Source organism: Kitasatospora gansuensis, assembly GCF_014203705.1.
Lineage (GTDB): Bacteria > Actinomycetota > Actinomycetes > Streptomycetales > Streptomycetaceae > Kitasatospora > Kitasatospora gansuensis.
The window spans coordinates 2,602,689-2,622,731 of record NZ_JACHJR010000001.1 but is presented as its reverse complement, the minus strand read 5'-3'; the positions used below and the strand labels follow the sequence as shown (position 1 = coordinate 2,622,731).

The 20,043-nt window shown below is 70.5% G+C and carries 17 protein-coding genes and 5 tRNA genes; 12 read left to right on the top strand and 10 right to left on the bottom strand.

From position 1 onward, the window contains the following. Positions 1-38 precede the first annotated feature (38 nt). From F4556_RS11450 to F4556_RS39040, 8 genes are all read right to left on the bottom strand, one after another. Positions 39-623: a GTP-binding protein gene (locus F4556_RS11450; protein ID WP_184913967.1), complete on the bottom strand. Its 585-nt coding sequence runs from the start codon at positions 621-623 to the stop codon at positions 39-41. Next, positions 604-1,263, bottom strand: a complete 660-nt coding sequence (locus F4556_RS39415; RefSeq protein ID WP_313068267.1) for a DUF742 domain-containing protein — start codon at positions 1,261-1,263, stop codon at positions 604-606. The genes F4556_RS11450 and F4556_RS39415 overlap by 20 nt, the downstream gene beginning before the upstream one ends. Positions 1,264-1,426: 163 nt before the next feature. Next, a complete protein-coding gene (locus F4556_RS11440) occupies positions 1,427-1,840 on the bottom strand; it encodes a roadblock/LC7 domain-containing protein (RefSeq protein WP_057232378.1) in 414 nt (137 codons plus the stop codon). Between the two features lie 10 nt (positions 1,841-1,850). After that, the gene (locus F4556_RS11435; protein ID WP_313068266.1) at positions 1,851-5,225 is read right to left on the bottom strand and encodes a sensor histidine kinase; all 3,375 of its coding nucleotides are present in this window, start codon (positions 5,223-5,225) and stop codon (positions 1,851-1,853) included. 275 nt (positions 5,226-5,500) lie between these two features. Next, positions 5,501-6,085 (bottom strand): GTP-binding protein, encoded by a 585-nt coding sequence (locus F4556_RS11430; RefSeq protein WP_184913967.1) that lies wholly within the window; start codon positions 6,083-6,085, stop codon positions 5,501-5,503. Beyond that, positions 6,066-6,518: a DUF742 domain-containing protein gene (locus F4556_RS11425; protein ID WP_184913966.1), complete on the bottom strand. Its 453-nt coding sequence runs from the start codon at positions 6,516-6,518 to the stop codon at positions 6,066-6,068. Before F4556_RS11425 ends, F4556_RS11430 begins: the two co-directional genes overlap by 20 nt. 146 nt (positions 6,519-6,664) lie before the next feature. Next, entirely contained in the window at positions 6,665-7,078 is a 414-nt protein-coding gene (locus tag F4556_RS11420; protein WP_057232378.1) for a roadblock/LC7 domain-containing protein, read from the bottom strand. Positions 7,079-7,088: 10 nt separating this feature from the next. Continuing rightward, positions 7,089-10,805, bottom strand: a complete 3,717-nt coding sequence (locus tag F4556_RS39040; protein ID WP_313068265.1) for a sensor histidine kinase — start codon at positions 10,803-10,805, stop codon at positions 7,089-7,091. 562 nt (positions 10,806-11,367) lie between these two features. On the opposite strand from F4556_RS39040, the gene F4556_RS11410 reads away from it, so the two are divergent. The 8 genes from F4556_RS11410 (at position 11,368) to F4556_RS11375 (ending at position 14,777) form a co-directional block, all read left to right on the top strand. Beyond that, positions 11,368-11,592 carry a hypothetical protein gene (locus F4556_RS11410; protein WP_184913963.1) on the top strand — a complete coding sequence of 75 codons (225 nt, stop codon included), beginning with the start codon at positions 11,368-11,370 and terminating at the stop codon, positions 11,590-11,592. Positions 11,593-11,725: 133 nt separating this feature from the next. Continuing rightward, positions 11,726-12,526, top strand: coding sequence for a fumarylacetoacetate hydrolase family protein (locus F4556_RS11405; RefSeq protein ID WP_184913961.1), 801 nt, complete (start codon positions 11,726-11,728; stop codon positions 12,524-12,526). Continuing rightward, positions 12,519-14,027, top strand: coding sequence for a glutamate--tRNA ligase (gltX, locus tag F4556_RS11400; RefSeq protein ID WP_313068264.1), 1,509 nt, complete (start codon positions 12,519-12,521; stop codon positions 14,025-14,027). Before F4556_RS11405 ends, gltX begins: the two co-directional genes overlap by 8 nt. A 207-nt stretch (positions 14,028-14,234) precedes the next feature. Then, positions 14,235-14,306, top strand: a tRNA-Gln gene (locus F4556_RS11395). Positions 14,307-14,340: 34 nt separating this feature from the next. After that, positions 14,341-14,413, top strand: a tRNA-Glu gene (locus F4556_RS11390). An 18-nt stretch (positions 14,414-14,431) separates the two neighbouring features. Then, a tRNA-Glu gene (locus F4556_RS11385) sits at positions 14,432-14,507 on the top strand. Positions 14,508-14,578: 71 nt separating this feature from the next. Next, positions 14,579-14,654 (top strand) — tRNA-Glu (locus F4556_RS11380). Positions 14,655-14,702: 48 nt separating this feature from the next. Continuing rightward, positions 14,703-14,777: transfer RNA gene (locus tag F4556_RS11375), tRNA-Gln, on the top strand. 125 nt (positions 14,778-14,902) lie between these two features. Here the strand turns inward: F4556_RS11375 and ndgR are convergent. Next, positions 14,903-15,616 (bottom strand): IclR family transcriptional regulator NdgR, encoded by a 714-nt coding sequence (gene ndgR / locus F4556_RS11370; RefSeq protein WP_057232382.1) that lies wholly within the window; start codon positions 15,614-15,616, stop codon positions 14,903-14,905. A gap of 230 nt (positions 15,617-15,846) precedes the next feature. Here ndgR and leuC point away from each other — a divergent pair, with 230 nt between their 5' ends. The 4 genes from leuC (at position 15,847) to F4556_RS11350 (ending at position 19,137) form a co-directional block, all read left to right on the top strand. Beyond that, on the top strand, positions 15,847-17,268 hold the full coding sequence (gene leuC / locus F4556_RS11365; RefSeq protein WP_184913959.1) for a 3-isopropylmalate dehydratase large subunit: 1,422 nt from the start codon (positions 15,847-15,849) through the stop codon (positions 17,266-17,268). Positions 17,269-17,274: 6 nt separating this feature from the next. After that, positions 17,275-17,871 carry a 3-isopropylmalate dehydratase small subunit gene (leuD, locus tag F4556_RS11360; RefSeq protein ID WP_184913957.1) on the top strand — a complete coding sequence of 199 codons (597 nt, stop codon included), beginning with the start codon at positions 17,275-17,277 and terminating at the stop codon, positions 17,869-17,871. Positions 17,872-18,005: 134 nt separating this feature from the next. Next, positions 18,006-18,287 (top strand): SCO5555 family protein, encoded by a 282-nt coding sequence (locus tag F4556_RS11355; protein WP_512699291.1) that lies wholly within the window; start codon positions 18,006-18,008, stop codon positions 18,285-18,287. Positions 18,288-18,420: 133 nt separating this feature from the next. After that, positions 18,421-19,137: an HU family DNA-binding protein gene (locus F4556_RS11350; protein ID WP_184913953.1), complete on the top strand. Its 717-nt coding sequence runs from the start codon at positions 18,421-18,423 to the stop codon at positions 19,135-19,137. A gap of 100 nt (positions 19,138-19,237) precedes the next feature. On the opposite strand, the gene F4556_RS11345 is transcribed toward F4556_RS11350, so the two are convergent. Continuing rightward, positions 19,238-19,996 carry a GntR family transcriptional regulator gene (locus F4556_RS11345; protein WP_184913951.1) on the bottom strand — a complete coding sequence of 253 codons (759 nt, stop codon included), beginning with the start codon at positions 19,994-19,996 and terminating at the stop codon, positions 19,238-19,240. Positions 19,997-20,043 lie beyond the last annotated feature (47 nt).

Genomic DNA, 20,043 nt, shown 5'->3' with positions numbered 1-20,043 from the left:
CGCCGTACCGACGGCGGGCCCTTTTCGATGTCCTGATCTCACCGCAGTCGGGCGAGGAGTGCGTGTTCGACGAGGGTGATGAGGGCGCTTTTTGCGCTGTCTCGGCGGCGGGCGTCGAGGGTGATGACGGGGGTGTCGGGGCCGAGTTGGAGTGCTTCGCGGACTTCGTCGGCGGTGTGGGGTTGGTGTCCGTCGAAGCCGTTGAGGGCGACGACGAAGGGGAGCCCGCTGTTTTCGAAGTAGTCGAGGGCGGGGAAGCAGTCGGCGAGGCGGCGGGTGTCGACGAGGACGACGGCGCCGATGGCGCCGCGGACGAGGTCGTCCCACATGAACCAGAAGCGGTCCTGGCCGGGGGTGCCGAAGAGGTAGAGGATGAGGTCTTCGTCGAGGGTGATTCGGCCGAAGTCCATGGCGACGGTGGTCGTCGTTTTGCCTGCGGTGTGGGTGAGGTCGTCGATGCCGGCGGAGGCCGAGGTCATGACGGCTTCCGTGCGCAGCGGGTTGATCTCCGACACCGCGCCGACCAGGGTGGTCTTTCCGACGCCGAAGCCGCCTGCGACGACGATCTTCGCGGAGGTGGTGGCGCGGGTGGGGGTGGCCGCGTTAGAGCTTGCGAAGTCCACTGAGGACCCTTTCGAGCAGCGTGACGTCGGGCTGGTTGCCGGATTCGCCGCCGGCTGCGGGCTGGTGGATGGCCACGAGGCCGGCCTCGGCGAGGTCGGCGACGAGGATGCGCGCCACCCCAAGGGGGAGGTTGAGCAGCGCGGAGACCTCGGCGACGGACTTCACCTCGGTGCACAGGGTGCAGATCCGCTGGTGCTCGGGGAGCATCGAGGCCAGACGGTCCGGCGAGACATTGGCCGAAACCAGTGCCTCCAAGGCCAGTTCGTACCGGGGCCGGGTGCGGCCACCGGTCATCGCGAACGGCCGGATCAGCGGCCCCGAGTCGTGGTCGTCGTCGAACTCCTCGACGTGGCCCGGCTCTTCGGCCTGTTCAGGGAAGGCCTCGGGTCCCGGGTAGTCCTGGTAGCCGTGGCGCTGGGGCTGCTGGTCGCCGTAGTGCCGTCCGTACTGCGCGGACTGCTCGTACGGGGACTGGCTCGGCTGGCCGTACTGGGGCTGCTGCTGCGCGAACTGCGGCTGGCCGTAGGCGGGTTGGCCGTACGGCTGACCGGGGCCGACGCCGGGGGCTCCGAAGGCGTCATGGCCGGTGCCTGGGTACGGAACGCCGTACTGGCCGCTGCGGTCGTCGGGCGGGGTCACGGTTCCTCTCCTCACAAGGTGCGGCGGTGCGGTGCAGGCACCGACCCCCGAGGGGCCGCTGCCGGTGGTGCGAAGGCCGTACAACGCCCGAACCCGGGCCCACTGTTGGGGCCCGGGACGGACATGAGGTCATTCGAATACCAGGACGGTATCCGACGAACCGTCAGTGCAGGAGACTGCCCTGGAGTTCGGCGCGGAGTGCGGGGGTGAGGACGGCTCCGGCGCGGTCGACGAGGAGGGCCATTTCGTAGCCGACGAGGCCGATGTCGGAGTCGGGGGCGGCGAGGACGGCGAGGGAGGAGCCGTCGCTGACTGCCATGAGGAAGAGGAAGCCGCGTTCCATTTCGACGACGGTCTGGTTGACGTCGCCGCCCTCGAAGATCCGGCTGGCGCCGGAGGTGAGGGAGGTCAGGCCGGAGGCGACGGCGGCGAGCTGGTCGGCCCGGTCGCGGGGGAAGCCTTCGGACATGGCGAGCAGGAGACCGTCGGCGGAGACCACCACCGTGTGCGACACCCCGGGGGTGTTGTCCACGAAATTGGTGATCAGCCAGTTCAGGTTCTGTGCGGCCTGGCTCATCTGACTCAACTCAACGCTCCTGGTGGTTCGAGCCGCCGAAGAGATCGGTGCTGTTCTGCTGCTGGGGGTCGATCCGGAAGCTTCCGGTGTTGCCCTGGTCCGCGCCCGCACTACGGCCCTGCTCGACGCCGCGGCGCAGGTTGGTCAGGCGACCGCGGACCTCCTCGGGGCTGCGCGAGACCTGGGGGCCTTCCTGGGTGCTGGGCTTGGCGTTCCCGGCGACCAGGTTCTGCTTGGGTACCCGGCGGGGCAGGCCGGACGGGGTGGTCCCGCCGGCGGCCGGCTCGCGGAGCTGGTTGGCGCGCTGCCAGTCACCGTCGTTGGGCGACTGCCAGTCACCGCCCGGCGCACCGGTCGGCCCGGTCGGCCCGTAGCCGCCGAGCGCGGACACCTCGTGGCCCCGGTTCTCCGGAGCCTCGGTGTTGTCCTTGGCGCCGGTGAACCAGTTGGGCTTCTCCGAGTCACCCTGCCCAGCACCGAACGCGTTGATGCGCTCGGTCGGGGCACCGGCACCGGCCAGCTGCTGGCCGGGACGGCGCTGCGGCAGGCCCGAGCCGAGGGTGCTGGCCGGCCCGGACGGCACGGCCGGGGGCAGCGCCGCGGGCTCCGGGGCGTACGGGTGGCCCGAGGGCTCCTCGTAGCGCTCGTACGGCTGGTACTGGTCCTGCTGGTAGCCGTACTGCTCCTGCTGCCCGTACGGGTCCTGGACGGCCGCCTCGGCGTACTGCGGCTCCGCGAACGACTGCCCGTTGTACGAGGTGTCGGTGTACTGCTCGTCCTGGTAGCCGTAGCCGTCCTCGGCGTACTGCTGCTGGGACTGCTGGGCGCCGAACGGGTCGCGGTAGGCGTCCTCGGTGAACTGCTGCTCGCCGCCGTACTGGTCCTGCTGCTGGTAGCCGTAGCCGTCCTCGGTGTAGCGCTCGGGCGCGTACGGCGAGTCCTCGACCTCGGCGTCGATCACCTGGTCCTGGCCGGGGCCCGCCTCCAGGGCGGTCCGGCGGCGCTGGTCCAGCCGCTGGGAGCGCTGCATGGCCTCCAGGGCGGGGCTGAAGCCGCTGCTGCCGCCGCGGCCGGTCAGGTGGTCGTCGAAGCCCAGCTCGGCCGCGCTGCGGCCCGCCTCGACCCCGTTCCACTCGTTCTGCGGCTCCTGCTCGGCGAAGATCCGGGAGACGGTGAACTGCTCCTCCGGCTCCGGCAGGACGGCGAGCTCGGTCAGGTGCTGCGGCAGCATCACCAGCGAGGTGGTGCCGGCCGACTCGCCCGAGGGGCGGAGCTGGACCCGGACGTCGTGCCGCTGGGACAGCCGGCCGACCACGAACAGGCCCATCCGGCGGGAGATGGTGGCGTCCACCGTGGGCGGCTCGGCCAGCTTCTCGTTGATCTCGGCGAAGTCCTCGGCGGTGAGGCCGATGCCCTTGTCGTGGATCTCGACCAGCACCCGGCCGTCCGGCAGCCGGGTGGCGTTGACCAGCACCCGGGTCTGCGGGCTGGAGAACGAGGTGGCGTTCTCCAGCAGCTCGGCGAGCAGGTGGACGAGGTCGGTCACGGCGGCGCCGATCACCTCGGCCTCGGGGATGCCGGCCAGCTCGATGCGCTCGTACTGCTCCACCTCGGAGGCGGCGGCGCGGAGCACGTCGACCAGCGGGACCGGGGTGTTCCAGCGGCGGCCGGCCTCCTCGCCCGCGAGGACGAGCAGGTTCTCACCGTTACGGCGCATACGGGTCGCCAGGTGGTCCAGCTTGAAGAGGTTCTCCAGCTGGTCCGGGTCGGCTTCGTTGTTCTCCAGGTCGGTGATCAGCGCCAGCTGACGCTGGATCAGGCCCTGGCTGCGGCGGGACAGGTTGGTGAAGATCGCGTTGACGTTGCCTCGGAGCAGGGCCTGCTCGGCGGCCAGCGAGACCGCCTGCCGGTGGACCTGGTCGAAGGCGCGGGCGACCTCGCCGATCTCGTCCTTGCCGTGCAGCGGGATCGGCGACACCGAGGTGTCCACCCGGTCCGGGTCGGTCTTCGAGAGCTTCTCGACCAGGTCGGGCAGGCGGTGGTTGGCGATCTCCAGCGCGGCGCTGTTCAGGGTGCGCATGCCGAGGATCATCGAGCGGGCGATCAGACCGGTCAGCAGACCGGCCAGCGCCAGCGAGACCACCACGATGACCGAGTTGAGGATCATGTCGGTCTGCGCGCGGTTCTTGATGTTGGCGGCGTCGCCGACGACCTGCTCGAGCAGGTGGGTCTCCGTGGTGCGGAGTGCGTTGATGTGGCTCGCGGTGGCCTGGTTCCACGCCTCGGGCGTGAGACCGGCGTCGCGGGCGGCCTGGAAGGCCTTGGCCTCTTCGGCCGGGTTGTTCCGCGCGGTCCCGACGAACGACAGACCGAGGGCGATCAGGCCCTGCATGGTCGGCGCGTTGTCGGTGCCGGGCACCTTCAGCGCGGCGCGCTGGTCGGTGGCGGCCTGGGTGACCAGGGCCTCCGCGTAGACCCGGACGTCCTCGGCGGGGCTGCCGGTGTTGAACTCGTTGACCGAGACCTGCTCCAGCTTGCTGGCCACGGCCAGCTGCTGGACCAGTTCCAGCTCCTCCTGCGGGGTGGTCCGCTTCTGGCTGATGCCGACCAGCAGGTTGAACATCAGCACGCGCTGGGTCGAGGCCGAGGCCTTGGCCAGCGAGATGGCGTAGATCGCCCGGCCCTTGCTGGTGACGCTGGAGCTGCCGAAGCCGACCGAGTTGTCGAAGGCCATCAGCGGCGCGAGCAGCATGGAGTACGCGGCCTGGGTCGCGGTCGCGTACAGCTCGCGCTTGTAGGCGTTCTCGCGCAGGTGCGGCAGGTGCACCACGAGCTGCTGGAAGGCGGCGTTGCGACGCGCGAGCATGTCGTCGTCGGAGACCTCGGCGAAGGCGGACCGGTACTCGGCGAGCGCCTGGTCCGTCTTGTCCCGGTACTTCTTCACCTCGCCCTTGTCGTCCTGCCCGACCAGCAGAGGTATCGAGGTGAGGTCACGCTCGGTCTCCAGCGCGTGGGCCAGCTCGGTGGCGGCCTTGGCGAGCTGGGCGGTCTTCTCGGCGTGGGTGGCCTTGACGAAGTCGTCGAACGAGCTGTTGACCCGGAGGCCACCGAAGACGAGCGAGATCACCACCGGGATCAGCAGGATCGCGATCAGACGGGTGGGCACCCGCCAGTTCCGGGGCGCCAGGAACTCGTACCGGCTCGGGGCCGGTGCGGCGCTCGCGGAACTCTTCGCTCCGTCCGGTCCGTTGGTCACCTGGGAAGCGGGACGCTCCTCCGCGCTCGGCGTGAACGCCGAGAACCCGGGGGCCTGGCCGCTGCCGCCCGGCTCGTTCTCGCGGGGCTCGGAGCGCCGCTGTGGGGTGACTGGCTGCTTACGCCTCACTCGACAACAACCTCTCTAATCCCCGCTGGCCGCAGCCCGCTGCTGGGTGGAACTGCCAGGGTGGCTACGGGGGTAGCTGGCATTTCAGCACGTGCGCGGATGGGGGACAAACAGGCATCTGCGCACGTTTTGCTGCGTACAAATCAGACATTACCTAGCAAGAGTGGACCGAATGCTGCGTTGCGCGGTCCAGACCTTACAGGGAGTTACTTTCGATCTTTAAATGCCTACCGAACCGTTATCACTCTCACCCACCCGTTCACCTCGGGGCGGGGCTAGCGCAGTCGGGCGAGGAGTGCGTGTTCGACGAGGGTGATGAGGGCGCTTTTTGCGCTGTCTCGGCGGCGGGCGTCGAGGGTGATGACGGGGGTGTCGGGGCCGAGTTGGAGTGCTTCGCGGACTTCGTCGGCGGTGTGGGGTTGGTGTCCGTCGAAGCCGTTGAGGGCGACGACGAAGGGGAGGCCGCTGTTTTCGAAGTAGTCGAGGGCGGGGAAGCAGTCGGCGAGGCGGCGGGTGTCGACGAGGACGACGGCGCCGATGGCGCCGCGGACGAGGTCGTCCCACATGAACCAGAAGCGGTCCTGGCCGGGGGTGCCGAAGAGGTAGAGGATGAGGTCTTCGTCGAGGGTGATTCGGCCGAAGTCCATGGCGACGGTGGTGGTGGTCTTGCCTGCGGTGTGGGTGAGGTCGTCGATGCCGGCGCTGGCGCTGGTCATGACGGCTTCGGTGCGCAGGGGGTTGATCTCGGAGACCGCGCCGACGAGGGTGGTTTTGCCGACGCCGAAGCCGCCTGCGACGACGATCTTCGCGGAGGTGGTGGCGCGGGTGGGGGTGGCCGCGTTAGAGCTTGCGAAGTCCACTGAGGACCCTTTCGAGCAGCGTGACGTCGGGCGTTCCGCCCGACTCGCCCGCGGCGGCGGGCTGGTGGATGGCCACGAGGCCGGCCTCGGCGAGGTCGGCGACGAGGATGCGGGCAACCCCGAGCGGCACACCGGCCAGCGCGGAGATCTCGGCGACGGACTTCACTTCGCGGCAGAGACTCACGATCCGGGCGTGCTCCGGCAGCAGGCCACCGGTGCGCTCGGCCGAGGCGGTGGTGGAGATCAGCGCCTCGATCGCGAGCTGGTACCGGGGCCGGGTGCGGCCACCCGTCATCGCGTACGGGCGGACCAGCGGCTGCTGCTCGTACCCACCGGACTCCTGGCCGCCGTAGCCACTGCCGGACTGCCGGGCACCGTAACCGCCGCCGCCGTACCCGTTGTTGCCGTAGGAGCCGGCGGGTGTCGGGGTCATGAGTCCTCCTTGTGCTGCCGCCGTTCGCAGCAGGTTCCGGCTGGGTGAAGGCCAGCCGAGGCGGGATGGCCAACCGCCTCGCGGCGGTCGACGGTTGGGGCGCCGGACCGGGTCGGTCGGTCCGGCGCGTCGGGGGTGACGAACCGTCAGTGCAGGAGACTGCCCTGGAGTTCGGCGCGGAGTGCGGGGGTGAGGACGGCTCCGGCGCGGTCGACGAGGAGGGCCATTTCGTAGCCGACGAGGCCGATGTCGGAGTCGGGGGCGGCGAGGACGGCGAGGGAGGAGCCGTCGCTGACTGCCATGAGGAAGAGGAAGCCGCGTTCCATTTCGACGACGGTCTGGTTGACGTCGCCGCCCTCGAAGATCCGGCTGGCGCCGGAGGTGAGGGAGGTCAGGCCGGAGGCGACGGCGGCGAGCTGGTCGGCCCGGTCGCGGGGGAAGCCTTCGGACATGGCGAGCAGGAGACCGTCGGCGGAGACCACCACCGTGTGCGACACCCCGGGGGTGTTGTCCACGAAATTGGTGATCAGCCAGTTCAGGTTCTGTGCGGCCTGGCTCATCTGACTCAACTCAACGCTCCTGGTGATCTGGGCCGAACTCCCCGGAACCCGGGTTGCCCTGCGCACCGTTCTGCTGGCCGCCGCCGTTGCGGTGGCCTCCCCCGAAGCCGTCGAAGCCCTGCGGCCCGCGGCTCTGCTGCTGCCCCTGGCCGGACTGCCCCTGGCCCGGCTGCTGACCCTGGGCCTGCTCCGCGCCCGCCTGCCGGCCCTGCTGGATGCCGCGGCGCAGGTTGGTGAGCCGGCCACGCACCTCCTCGGGGGCGCGGGAGACCTGCGGACCGGTCAGCGGCGCCGCCTCGGCGGTGCCGGAGACCAGGTTGGCCTGCGGGGTCCGCCGGGGCAGACCCGACATGGTCAGCCCGTCGGAGGACGGCTCGCGGACCTGCTCGGCCCGGCGCCAGCGCTCGTCGTTGGCGGACGGACGCCACGGCGCGTCCCCGAATCCGGGGGCACGCTGGGCCTGCTCCTGCTGGGGCGCCTGCGGCCGCTGCGGGCCCTGCGCCGGACCGGCCTGCTGCTGCGGGCGCGGGGCGGACGGCTCGGTGAAGCCGGGCGCGGAGGTACCGGGCCGCCGGGGCTGGTACGACCGGGAGCGGTCCTCCGAGTCACCGGGCTGACCCGGCGCCTGCTGCGGCATCGGCCGGCCCTCGGCCGCCCTGGCCCGGCCGGGCAGCGGCTGGCCGCCGCCCTGACCCTGCTGGCCCTGGGGCTGCGGACGCTGGCCGAGGCCCTGGCCCTGGCCCTGCTGCGGAGCCTGCCGGGGCCGGCCCGCCTGGGCGTCCTGCGGACGCGCCCACTGCTGGGTGTCCTCCACCCCGGGCCCGGTCGGCAGCGCCATCGGCTGCTGCTGGACCGGCTGGGGCAGCGGCTGCGGAGCGTGCTGCTGCGGTGCCGGGGTCGGCACGGTGGGCAGCACCGGCTCGACCAGGCCGAGCCCGAGCGGGTCCCGCGGGTCGATCTCGCTGGCCTCGAACCGGGGCCGGGCGAACTGCGCGGTGCTGTCCGGCATGCCGGACTCCAGCGGGGCCGGCGCCTGCTGCTGAACGGGGGCCTGCGGAGCGCCCTGCTCGAACTGCTGACGCTGTGTCGGCTCCTGCGGACGGCGCCGGGCGGGGTCGGGCTGGCCGGCCCGGCCGTGCTGCGGCTGGTCGGCCCAGGCGGTGTCGGCCGCGTTCCCGGTGGGCTCGCCGACCGGGCGCCGACGCTGCTGGCCGGGACCGGAGCCGGGGCCGGGACGGCCCTGACCGAAGCCCTGCTCCTGCGGACCGCGGCGCTGCGGACCGGCACCGGGGCCGGCCTGGCCCTGCAGGCCGGGCGCACCGGAGGCACCGGGGACGCGACGCGGCGGCAGCCCGTCGGCCGGGTTCTCGCGCTGCGGCTGGCCGGCCTCGCGGCTCGGCAGCGCACCGGCGGGAGCACCGAACAGACCGCCGGCACCGGGGGCACCGGGAGCGCCGCCGGGACCGCCGGGGCGACCGCCCTGGCCGAGCTGCGGACGGGCGCCCGGAGCGGCACCGGGGCCACCCTGGCCGAGCGCGGCCGCGCCACGGCCGGCCAGCGCCTCGGCGACGTTCGGACGGCCCTGCTGACGCGGCGTCGGGCCGACGCCGCGCTGCTGCTTGCCCTGGGCGGAGCCGGGGCGGCCGGGGCCGCGCCGGTCACCCGAGGTGGTGACGTCGAGCGGGAGCATGACCAGCGCGGTGGTGCCGCCGGAGTCGCTCGGGCGGAGCTGGATCCGGATGCCGTGTCGCAGCGACAGGCGGCCGACCACGAACAGACCCATCCGGCGGGAGACCGAGACGTCCACCACGGGCGGGTTGGCCAGGCGCTCGTTGATGTCGGCCAGGTCGTCGGGGGAGAGGCCGATGCCGGTGTCGTGGATCTCGACCAGCACCCGGCCGTCCGGCAGCGCGTGGCCGGTGACCCGGACCCGGGTCTGCGGGCTGGAGAACGAGGTGGCGTTCTCGAGCAGCTCGGCGAGCAGGTGGACGAGGTCGTTGACGACGCGTCCGGCGACCTCGGCCGACGGCACCGAGGCGAGCTCGATGCGCTCGTACTGCTCCACCTCGGAGGCGGCGGCGCGGAGCACGTCGACCAGCGGGACGGGGCGGGTCCAGCGGCGGCCCGGGTCCTCGCCCGCGAGGACGAGCAGGTTCTCGCCGTTACGGCGCATACGGGTCGCGAGGTGGTCGAGCTTGAACAGGTTGGCCAGCTGGTCCGGGTCGGCCTCGCGGCTCTCCAGCTCGGAGATCAGCGACAGCTGACGCTGGATCAGGCCCTGGCTGCGGCGCGAGAGGTTGGTGAACATCGCGTTGATGTTGCCTCGGAGCAGCGCCTGCTCGGCGGCCAGCGAGACCGCCTGCTTGTGCACCATGTCGAAGGCGTGCGCCACGTGGCCGATCTCGTCCGCCGAGTCGACACCGACGGGTTCGACGGTGACGTCGACGTCGTGCGGGTCGCTCTCGGAGAGGGTCTTGACCAGCTCGGGCAGGCGGCGCTCGGCGACGTCCTCGGCCGCGACCTGCAGCCGGGTCAGCGAGCGCACCATGCCACGGGCCACCAGGGCGGCGCCGGCGATGGCGACGATCAGCACCAGGGCGATCAGCGCGCCGTTGACCAGGGCCTCGGTGTCGGCCTCGTCCTGGAGCTCACCGGCCTTGCCGTCCAGCGCCTCGAGCAGCTTGGTCTCGCTCTTCTGCTGGGCGTTGATCTTCACGCTGGCCTGGTCGTACCAGGCCTTGTAGGTGATCGGCTCGGTCTGCTTGATGCCGTTCGCGCTCAGCACGCGCTTGGTGTAGCGGTCCGAGTCGGCGATCTGCTGGTTGCGGGTCATCCCGGCGTTGAGCGCCTGGGCCTCGCTGTCGCCGTAGATCGCGGTGAAGTTGGTGAGCGCGTTGCCCTCGGAGATCTGCAGCCGGATGCCGAAGGTCTCGTCGGAGGAGTTGAGGTGCGGGCCCTTGGGGTTGGCCAGCGCGGCGCTGATCAGCGCGCGCTGCATGGAGGTGTTCTCCTTGGCCAGCGAGAACTGCTGCAGCGCACGGGTGATCTTGACCAGCTCGGTCGAGTTCGACGCGATCGCGATGTCCTGCGTGATGGACAGCAGGTTCTTGATGATCACGTCGTAGTTGGTGATCGTCGCCTGGATGTTGTCGACGTCCCGGTACGCGTTGCTGCGGGCCTCGGAGAGCTGGTTGAGGTCACGGCGGACCTGCAGCAGCAGGGCCTTGCCACCGGCCAGGTCGAGCTCGTCGAAGTTGTCGGAGCTGGCCGCGAAGGCCTTGCTCAGCGCGTCCGAGTTCTTCCGGGCGTTGACGATGTCGTCGTCCTGGACACCCTGGTTGCCGTTGGCCGTGGTGATCGGGCCCGCGCTGATGTCGCGCTCGGTCTGCAGGGCGCTCGCCAGCGCGGAGGCCTTCTTGGCCAGGTCCGAGAGGTTGGCCATCTGGGAGAGCTGCTTGGAGTTCTGCAGCGAGGACTCGACCCGGAGGCCGCCCAGGACCAGCGCGACCACCACGGGGAGCAGCAGCAGGGCGATCAGCCGGGTACGGATCCGCCAGTTGCGCATGGCGAACCGGCGCAGACCGGTGGCCCGGCGCCGGGTCAGCGTGCTGCGCAGCCGTGACCGGCGCTGCTCGGACTCCGTGCCGTCCTGCATCTCGGGCTCGCCGCCGCCGACTATCTGCTCACCGGGGCCGGTGAGCGGCGCTGCCTGGTGGGGGCCTGCCACGGGCTCACGCGACTCCGGGTCTCCCGCGGCGCCGCTGCCCCTCTTGAAACGTCCCTGCACTGGCGTCGCAACCTCTGGACCGGGCGCCCCTCCCCGCTTGCGCGGATGGGGCGGTGTCGAGTTTTTCCGTCGCATTCCAGCACAGCGGGAGAAGTCCAACAAGGGGCGTTACCTGTCGGTGTCCTGGGCTACCCAGTGCGCGCACCGTCTCACGGACTGTGCGGTAACGGACCCGGAATACCACCCTTTTCGGACACTCGCCGGATACATGCCAACTGGACCCTAGGTCACCTGGAGTCGTAGACGTTCCTGAATGTCCGAGATATCGGGATTGTCGCAATGGCCTGCTCGTGCGAAATGCCCGAGATGACGACATTGTCCGGCAATTTGTGAGCAAAATCACAGCCGAATTATGTAGCCGTGATCAGGATGGCTATGGAAAGAGCTCCGGATGCTCCGCTCCCGGACCGTCTACCCTGGTGCGCGGTGCCCAGGCGTGAGCCTGCCCAGAATCTCCGTCGCCGACTCCTGCGAGCGGCCCCGAACCCGAAGGTGTGACGCAATGTCCCAGCCGGCGAACCAGGCCACCACGTCCACGCCCACGAGCGGCTCGACCGCCAATCCGCGTCGGACCTCGCTGGCCTCGATCGAGGACTTCGGCCAGCTGCCCGGCGTGCGCGCCGCCCAGGGCCCGCGGGAGTACGCGACCACGCTGCCGATGGTCACCGCCAACCCGCGCCGCACCGTGCTGTCGGTCGCCCCGGCCCCGCGCCTGCCGCAGGACTGACACCCGCTCAGACACCGCCCGAGGGGCGCCGACCCGCAGACCAGCGGGACGGCGCCCCTCTCGCGATAGCCTGGGGACCGTTCGAGCAGGGCCCGGTAAGGCCGGCGCCCGACAGACCGAGAGGCTCCCCACCGTGCGTATTGCCAGGTTCTCCGTCCGGGAAGGGAGCCCTGCCGCCGGCAGCGTCTCCTTCGGCGTGGTGGAGGGTGACCCCACCCAGCCCGAGTCTCTGGTGGTGCACGGCCTGGCCGGCCACCCGATCGTCTCGATGCAGCTCAGCGGCGAGAGCTACCGGATGCAGGACATCCGGCTGCTGTCGCCGATCCTGCCGAACAAGGTGGTCGCGGTCGGCCGCAACTACGCGGCGCACGCCAAGGAGCTCGGCAACGAGGTCCCGGACGTCCCGCTGACCTTCTTCAAGCCGTCCACCGCCGTGATCGGCCCGACCGAGTCGATCGCGTACCCGCCGTTCTCCTCGGACGTCCAGCACGAGGCCGAACTCGCCGTGGTGATCGGCCGGATGGGCCGTGAGGTCCCGCTGGAGCGGGTCCCCGAGATCATCTTCGGCTACACCTGCGCGAACGACGTGACCGCCCGCGACGTCCAGCAGCGCGAGGGCCAGTGGGCCCGCGCCAAGGGCTTCGACACCTCCTGCCCGCTCGGTCCGTGGATCGAGACCGAGCTGGACCCGAGCGATCTGGCGATCACCTGCACCGTCAACGGTGAGCTCAAGCAGACCGGCCGGACCTCCCTGATGGTCCGTTCGATCGCCGAGCTGATCGTGCACATCTCGGAGGCCATGACCCTGCTGCCCGGTGACGTGATCCTCACCGGCACCCCGGCCGGGGTCGGCCCGCTCAACGTCGGCGACGAGGTCGCCGTCTCCATCGAAGGCATCGGCACTCTCACCAATAGGGTGATCAAGCGTGGCTAACACCGCTGACCTGGACCCGACCGTCCGGGTCCGTTTCTGTCCCTCCCCGACCGGCAACCCGCACGTGGGCCTGGTCAGGACCGCCCTCTTCAACTGGGCCTTCGCCCGCCACCACGGCGGCAAGCTGGTGTTCCGGATCGAGGACACCGACGCGGCCCGGGACTCCGAGGAGTCGTACCACCAGCTGCTGGGCGCGATGCGCTGGCTTGGCTTCGACTGGGACGAGGGCCCCGAGGTCGGCGGCCCGCACGAGCCGTACCGGCAGTCGCAGCGGATGGACATCTACGCCGACGTCGCCCGCAAGCTGCAGGAGGGCGGCCACGCCTACCACTGCTACTGCTCCACCGAGGAGCTGGACGCCCGCCGCGAGGCGGCCCGCGCGGCCGGCAAGCCCTCCGGCTACGACGGCCACTGCCGCGAGCTGAGCACCGATCAGGTCGAGGTCTACCGGCAGGAGGGGCGGCAGCCGATCCTGCGGTTCAAGATGCCCGACTCGACCATCGCCTTCGACGACCTGGTCCGCGGGAAGCTCAGCTTCGAGCCGGAGAACGTGCCGGACTACGGCATCGTCCGGGCCAACGGCGCGCCGCTCTACACCCTGGTCAACCCGGTGGACGACGCCCTGATGGGCATCACCCACGTGCTCCGCGGCGAGGACCTGCTCTCCTCGACCCCGCGTCAGATCGCCCTCTACGCCGCCCTGGCCGAGATCGGCGTCGGCGACGGCTCCACCCCGCGCTTCGGCCACCTGCCGTACGTGATGGGCGAGGGCAACAAGAAGCTGTCCAAGCGCGACCCGCAGGCCAGCCTCAACCTCTACCGCGAGCGCGGCTTCCTGCCCGAGGGCCTGCTCAACTACCTGGCGCTGCTGGGCTGGTCGCTCTCCGAGGACCAGGACCGCTTCTCCATGGAGGAGTTCGTCGCGGCCTTCGACATCGCCAAGGTGAACGCGAACCCGGCCCGCTTCGACCTGAAGAAGTGCGAGTCGATCAACGGCGACCACCTCCGCCTGCTCGCGCCGGACGAGTTCGTCCGCCGCCTGGTGCCGTACCTGCAGGCCCCCGGCCTGCTGCCGGCCGAGCCGACCGCCGACCAGCTCGACCTGCTGGCCAAGGTGGCGCCGCTCACCCAGGAGCGGATGGTCGTGCTGAGCGAGATCGTCAACATGGCGGGCTTCCTCTTCGTCGACCCGGCCGATTTCACGGTGGACCCGGAGGACGCCGCCAAGGTGCTCACCGCGGACGCCCGTCCGGTGCTGGAGGCCAGCGTCCAGGCACTCACCGAGCTGGCGGACTTCACCCCGGAGCCGATCCAGGCGGCGCTGCGCGAGGCGCTGGTGGACGGCCTGGGCATCAAGCCCAAGTTCGCCTTCACCCCGCTCCGGGTGGCCGTCACCGGCCGCCGGGTCTCCCCGCCGCTCTTCGAGTCAATGGAGCTGCTCGGCCGCGCCGAGACGCTGCGCCGGCTGACGGCGGCCCTGGAGCTCACTCCGGGGGCCTGATCCCGGCCGCTCCGAGGGGCTGCGTTGACCAGCGACGCAGCCCCTCGGGGCACTGCCTGCGGTTATGGATTTTGGAGCGGGGCCGGGTGTCGGGTAATGTTCTTTCTGCGCCGCCCGGGAGGGACAGGGCGAGGGACCAGAAACCTCGTCAGGGACAGACCGGTGGTCGCAACGCCGAGCGAAACCCCGTCAGGGGTTGAACTCTGGTGGGGTATGGTGTAATTGGCAGCACGAGTGATTCTGGTTCATTTAGTCTAGGTTCGAGTCCTGGTACCCCAGCGCAGTATTCGCAGGTAGTAATTTTTAACTGCAAGCCCCCGTTGTGTAGCGGCCTAGCACGCTGCCCTCTCACGGCAGTAGCGCCGGTTCGAATCCGGTCGGGGGTACGCACCACAAAAGAACAAGCCCCCGTTGTGTAGCGGCCTAGCACGCTGCCCTCTCACGGCAGTAGCGCCGGTTCGAATCCGGTCGGGGGTACCAGATCCTCTCCACTGTCACCACCGGACGAGTTCGCAACCCCGGTCCTGACGAAGCATGGGATCACCAAGTTTGCCCCCGTTGTGTAGCGGCCTAGCACGCTGCCCTCTCACGGCAGTAGCGCCGGTTCGAATCCGGTCGGGGGTACCAGAGCAGAACGGCCGGTGGGCTTCGCAGCCCACTGGCCCAATGCTTTGTTGGGGTATGGTGTAATTGGCAGCACGAGTGATTCTGGTTCATTTAGTCTAGGTTCGAGTCCTGGTACCCCAGCCAGCAGTACAGCCCCGGAGATCCGGGGCTTTTTGCTTTTCCGGACTTCTCCGGAGCACGAAAGACCCGTGCACGAAAGAACGGCCCCCGAGGGGGCCGTTCGTCGTTTCGTCGTTTCCGGACGGGGTCTAGCCGCGGCGCAGGGCCTCGGTGAGGCGGTTGGCGGACTCGATGATGGCCTGGGCGTGCATCCGGCCGGGGTGGCGGGTCAGGCGCTCGATCGGCCCGGACACCGAGACGGCGGCCACCACGCGGTTGGAGGGGCCACGGACGGGTGCCGAGACGGACGCCACACCCGGCTCGCGCTCGCCGATCGACTGGGCCCAGCCGCGCCGCCGTACGCCGCTCAGGGCGGTTGCGGTGAACCGCGCGCCCTGGAGGCCGCGGTGCAGGCGCTCGGGCTCCTCCCAGGCCAGCAGGACCTGGGCGGCGGAGCCGGCCTTCATCGGCAGCGTGGAGCCGACCGGCACGGTGTCGCGCAGACCGGAGAGCCGCTCGGCGGCGGCCACGCAGATCCGCATCTCGCCCTGTCGGCGGTAGAGCTGGGCGCTCTCGCCGGTGACGTCGCGCAGGTGCGTGAGCACCGGCCCGGCGGTGGCGAGCAGGCGGTCCTCGCCCGCCGCGGCGGAGAGCTCGGAGAGTCGGGGGCCGAGGATGAACCGGCCCTGCATGTCCCTGGTGACCAGGCGGTGGTGTTCGAGTGCGACGGCGAGTCGGTGGGCGGTGGGCCGCGCCAAGCCGGTGGCGGCGACCAGCCCCGCCAACGTGGCGGGGCCCGACTCCAGTGCGCTGAGCACCAGAGCGGCCTTGTCGAGAACGCCGACGCCGCTAGAGTTGTCCATGCCCTGATACTGCAGTCTCATTCCGCGAGACGCAAGTTCAATTCTCCGAGAAAAGCGCCACTCTTGGTGGAGCAGCCCGGGAGACACCCAGCTACGGACCATCATCCAACGTCCGCATGCTGGACACGATCCGGCGTGCAGGTCGTCCGGACAAGTGCCTCACCAGGCCGGCGGGACACGACCTCGATCACACGAGAAGGCCGGCAGAGCGGCCGGCTGGAGGGAAAGCGATGGGACGGACACTCGCAGAGAAGGTCTGGGACGACCACGTCGTCCGGCGCGCCGAGGGCGAGCCCGACCTGCTCTACATCGATCTGCACCTGCTGCACGAGGTGACCAGCCCGCAGGCCTTCGACGGGCTCCGGCTGGCCGGCCGGAAGGTCCGCCGGACCGATCTGACGATCGCGACCGAGGACCACAACACCCCGACGCTGGACATCGACAAGCCGATCGCGGACCCGGTCTCCCGGGTCCAGCTGGAGACGCTGCGCGCCAACGCCGCCGAGTTCGGGGTCCGGATCCACTCGCTCGGCGACATCGAGCAGGGCGTCGTGCACGTGGTCGGCCCGCAGCTCGGTCTGACCCAGCCCGGCACCACGGTGGTCTGCGGTGACTCGCACACCTCCACCCACGGCGCCTTCGGGGCACTGGCGTTCGGCATCGGCACCAGCCAGGTCGAGCACGTGCTGGCCACCCAGACGCTGCCGCTGGCCCCGTTCAAGACGATGGCGATCACGGTCGAGGGCGAGCTGCCCGAGGGCGTCACCGCCAAGGACCTGATCCTGGCCATCATCACCAGGATCGGCACCGGCGGCGGCCAGGGCTACGTTCTGGAGTACCGCGGTTCGGCGATCCGCAGCCTCTCCATGGAGGCCCGGATGACGATCTGCAACATGTCGATCGAGGCCGGTGCCAGGGCGGGCATGATCGCCCCGGACCAGACCACCTTCGACTACCTGGAGGGGCGCCCGCACGCCCCCCAGGGCGCCGACTGGGACGCGGCGGTGGAGTACTGGAGCACGCTGAACACCGACGAGGACGCGGTCTTCGACGCCGAGGTGTTCATCGACGCCACCCAGCTGACCCCGTTCGTCACCTGGGGCACCAACCCGGGCCAGGGCGCCCCGCTCGGCGCCAACGTGCCGGACCCGGCCTCGTTCGCCGACCCCTCGGAGCGGGTCGCGGCCGAGAACGCGCTCAAGTACATGGGCCTGGAGGCCGGTACGCCGCTGCGCGAGGTCAAGGTCGACGCGGTCTTCGTCGGCTCCTGCACCAACGGCCGGATCGAGGACCTGCGGGCCGCCGCGGCCATCGTCGAGGGCCGCACCATCGCCGAGGGTGTCCGGATGCTGGTCGTCCCCGGCTCGGTCCGGGTCGCCCTGCAGGCGATCGAGGAGGGCCTGGACAAGGTCTTCACCGCCGCCGGCGCCGAATGGCGGCACGCGGGCTGCTCGATGTGCCTGGGCATGAACCCGGACCAGCTGGCTCCGGGCGAGCGCTGCGCCTCGACCTCCAACCGCAACTTCGAGGGGCGGCAGGGCAAGGGCGGCCGTACCCACCTGGTGTCCCCTCAGGTCGCCGCCGCCACCGCCCTGCTGGGCCGGCTGGCCGCGCCCGCCGATCTGTCGTCCGACGTCGCTGTGGAGGTCTGAGCAGCCATGGAGAAGTTCACCACGCACACCGGCCGGGCCGTTCCGCTGCGCCGCAGCAATGTCGACACCGACCAGATCATCCCGGCGCACTGGCTGAAGAAGGTCACCCGAACCGGATTCGAGGACGGGCTGTTCGAGGCCTGGCGCAAGGATTCCGAGTTCGTCCTCAACCAGCCCGAGCGGCAGGGCGCCTCAGTGCTGGTGGCCGGTCCGGAGTTCGGTACCGGTTCCTCGCGCGAACATGCGGTCTGGGCACTTCAGAACTACGGTTTCCAGGCCGTCATCTCGTCCCGATTCGCCGACATCTTCCGCGGTAACTCGCTGAAGAACGGTCTGCTCACCGTGCTGCTGCCGCAGGAGACGGTGGATCAGCTCTGGGCGCTGACCGAGGCCGACCCGACCGCCGAGATCACCGTTGACCTGGAGACCAGGGAGGTCCGCGCCGAGGGCGTGACCGCCTCCTTCGAGTTGGACGACAACGTCCGCTGGCGTCTGCTCAACGGCCTGGACGACATCAGCATCACGCTCCAGAACGAGGGCGACATCGCCGAGTTCGAGGCCACCAGGCCGAGCTTCAAGCCGCGTACGCTGCCGGTCCTCTGAGCCCTCGATTCCTGACGGTCCGCCGGATGGCCCACCCCTCCCGAGGGGTGGGCCATCGGTCTGTTCCGGGCCCGAGTTGAGCTCCGGATAAACCCCCGGGCAGCGCAACTCCGTACAGATGGCACAATCGTTGCATGCACCGGCACCATGAACCTCCGTACGGGGACTGCGAACCAGCGTCCTCGGAGGGGATGGGCGACCCGGAAGTCACCGCGCTCTTCGCGCTGGTGGCCGAGCGGTTGAAGCAGGCTCATGACCGCGTTCATGCGCTGAACGTGTCAACGGAGGCAAAGACCGCTCTCACCCGTCAACTGTTGATCGTCACGGAGACCGCCAAGCGCGATCTTCCGGGGGCGGCAAGGCGGTTGGCGCGCTTTGTGCAAGACCTCGACGAGGGGCGCCTGCCTCTCGGGTGAGGTCCCGGACGCGCAAATCCATTGCGACACTAGGGTGATTCGCGCGTTTGGTAATTGAAAGTCCGCAGATACATACCTAACGTGCGAAATGAACGGATGGAATCATCCGGCGCCCGTTTCCGAAGGGGAAGACGTGAACAAGGCTCAGCTTGTCGAAGCGGTGGCCGAGCAGCTGGGCGGTCGCAAGGCTGCCGCAGAGGCCGTCGACGCAGTGCTCGACACCATGGTGCGTGCCGTTGTGGCCGGTGACCGGGTGTCGGTCACCGGCTTCGGCACCTTCGAGAAGGTCGACCGCTCCGCGCGGTTCGCCCGTAACCCGCAGACCGGCGAGAAGGTCAAGGTCAAGAAGACCGCCGTGCCGCGGTTCCGTCCCGGCCAGGGCTTCAAGGACCTGGTCAGCGGCAGCAAGAAGCTGCCGAAGGAGGGCCCCTCGGTCAAGAAGGCCCCCAAGGGCTCGCTGACCCCGGGCAAGAGCGGCACCACCGCTGCCGTCAAGCGCGCCGCCACCAAGCGCGCCGCCACCGCCGCTGCCGCCGCTCCGGCCAAGCGCACCGCGGCCAAGAAGGCCACCACCGCGGCGAAGACCACGGCGGCCAAGACCACCGCGGCGAAGAAGACCACCGCGACCGCCGCCAAGAAGGCGACCGCGGTCAAGAAGACGGCGGCGGCCGGCAAGACCACGGCCGCGAAGAAGACCACCGCGGTCAAGAAGGCCACCCCGGCCAAGACCACCGCGGCGGCCAAGAAGGCCGCTCCCGCCAAGAAGGCGACGGCGACGGCGAAGAAGACCGCCCCCGCCAAGAAGACCGCCACGCGGAAGACCACCGCGCGCCGGTCCACCGCCAAGTAGTTCTGGCGATCGGTCAAACCGACGGCGGGTCAATCCGCCGTGAGCCGTGGCGGCTCGCATCCGGGTCATTCCCGGAGCGAGCCGCCACGGCTCTTTTCCGTCATGACTCCTGACGCCCGATCGGGAGTTCGTAACTGATGTCCCAGCGCGAATCCGGCACGACCAGTTCGGCGGTCTCCACCGCGCGCCCGTCCTGGTCGTAGTGAGTGCGCTCGATCAACGTCACCAGGTCGCCGGCCGAGACGCCGAGCAGGTTGGCCTGGGTCGCGGTGGCGCGGGAGGGGCGGGTCCGCTCCACCGCGCGCTCCACCCGCACCCCGATCTCCGCCATCCGCCGCACCACGCCCTGGCCGGCCAGCGGGCCGTACTCGGGGCAGATCACCGGCGAGCCCTGGGTCAGCGCCAGCGGCTCCCAGCTGTTGGCGAGCAGGACGGGCTGACTGTCGATCAGGAACTCGTACACGGTGTGCACCGTCGGCGCCCCGGGCTCGACGCCCAGCCGGGCGGCCACCCGCTGCGGGGCCGGGCTGTTGGTGTCGGTGCTGGACTCCCAGCTGCCGGTGCCGTCGATCGCGCCCAGGTCGGCCCGGAAGGACACCGGGGCACCGATCCGGGAGCGGACCATCGCGCGCCGCGGCACGGGGCGGCGGACGTACGTGCCGGAGCCGGTGCGTCCCTCCAGCAGGCCCTCGGTGATCAGCAGCTGCTGGGCGCGCTGGAGCACGTTCGCGTCGACGGCGTACTCGATCGCCAACTTGGCGCGGGAGGGCAGGACGTCGCCGGTCTGCCACTCGCCCAGGCCGATGCGGCGGCGCAGGTCGGCGGCGATGCGCTGGTACTGGCGCTCAGCAGGTGACATCTGGCTCTCCCGGCGGCAGGCACGACCCGGCCGGTTCGGCAGGGCGG

Excerpts from the sequence above, each read along its gene's own strand:
- F4556_RS11440 (WP_057232378.1), bottom strand. The coding sequence starts at position 1,840 with ATGAGCCAGGCCGCACAGAACCTGAACTGGCTGATCACCAATTTCGTG.
- F4556_RS11425 (WP_184913966.1), bottom strand. The coding sequence starts at position 6,518 with ATGACCCCGACACCCGCCGGCTCCTACGGCAACAACGGGTACGGCGGC.
- F4556_RS11420 (WP_057232378.1), bottom strand. The coding sequence starts at position 7,078 with ATGAGCCAGGCCGCACAGAACCTGAACTGGCTGATCACCAATTTCGTG.
- F4556_RS11410 (WP_184913963.1), top strand. The coding sequence starts at position 11,368 with ATGTCCCAGCCGGCGAACCAGGCCACCACGTCCACGCCCACGAGCGGC.
- ndgR (WP_057232382.1), bottom strand. The coding sequence starts at position 15,616 with ATGGACAACTCTAGCGGCGTCGGCGTTCTCGACAAGGCCGCTCTGGTG.
- leuC (WP_184913959.1), top strand. The coding sequence starts at position 15,847 with ATGGGACGGACACTCGCAGAGAAGGTCTGGGACGACCACGTCGTCCGG.
- leuD (WP_184913957.1), top strand. The coding sequence starts at position 17,275 with ATGGAGAAGTTCACCACGCACACCGGCCGGGCCGTTCCGCTGCGCCGC.
- F4556_RS11355 (WP_512699291.1), top strand. The coding sequence starts at position 18,006 with ATGCACCGGCACCATGAACCTCCGTACGGGGACTGCGAACCAGCGTCC.
- F4556_RS11345 (WP_184913951.1), bottom strand. The coding sequence starts at position 19,996 with ATGTCACCTGCTGAGCGCCAGTACCAGCGCATCGCCGCCGACCTGCGC.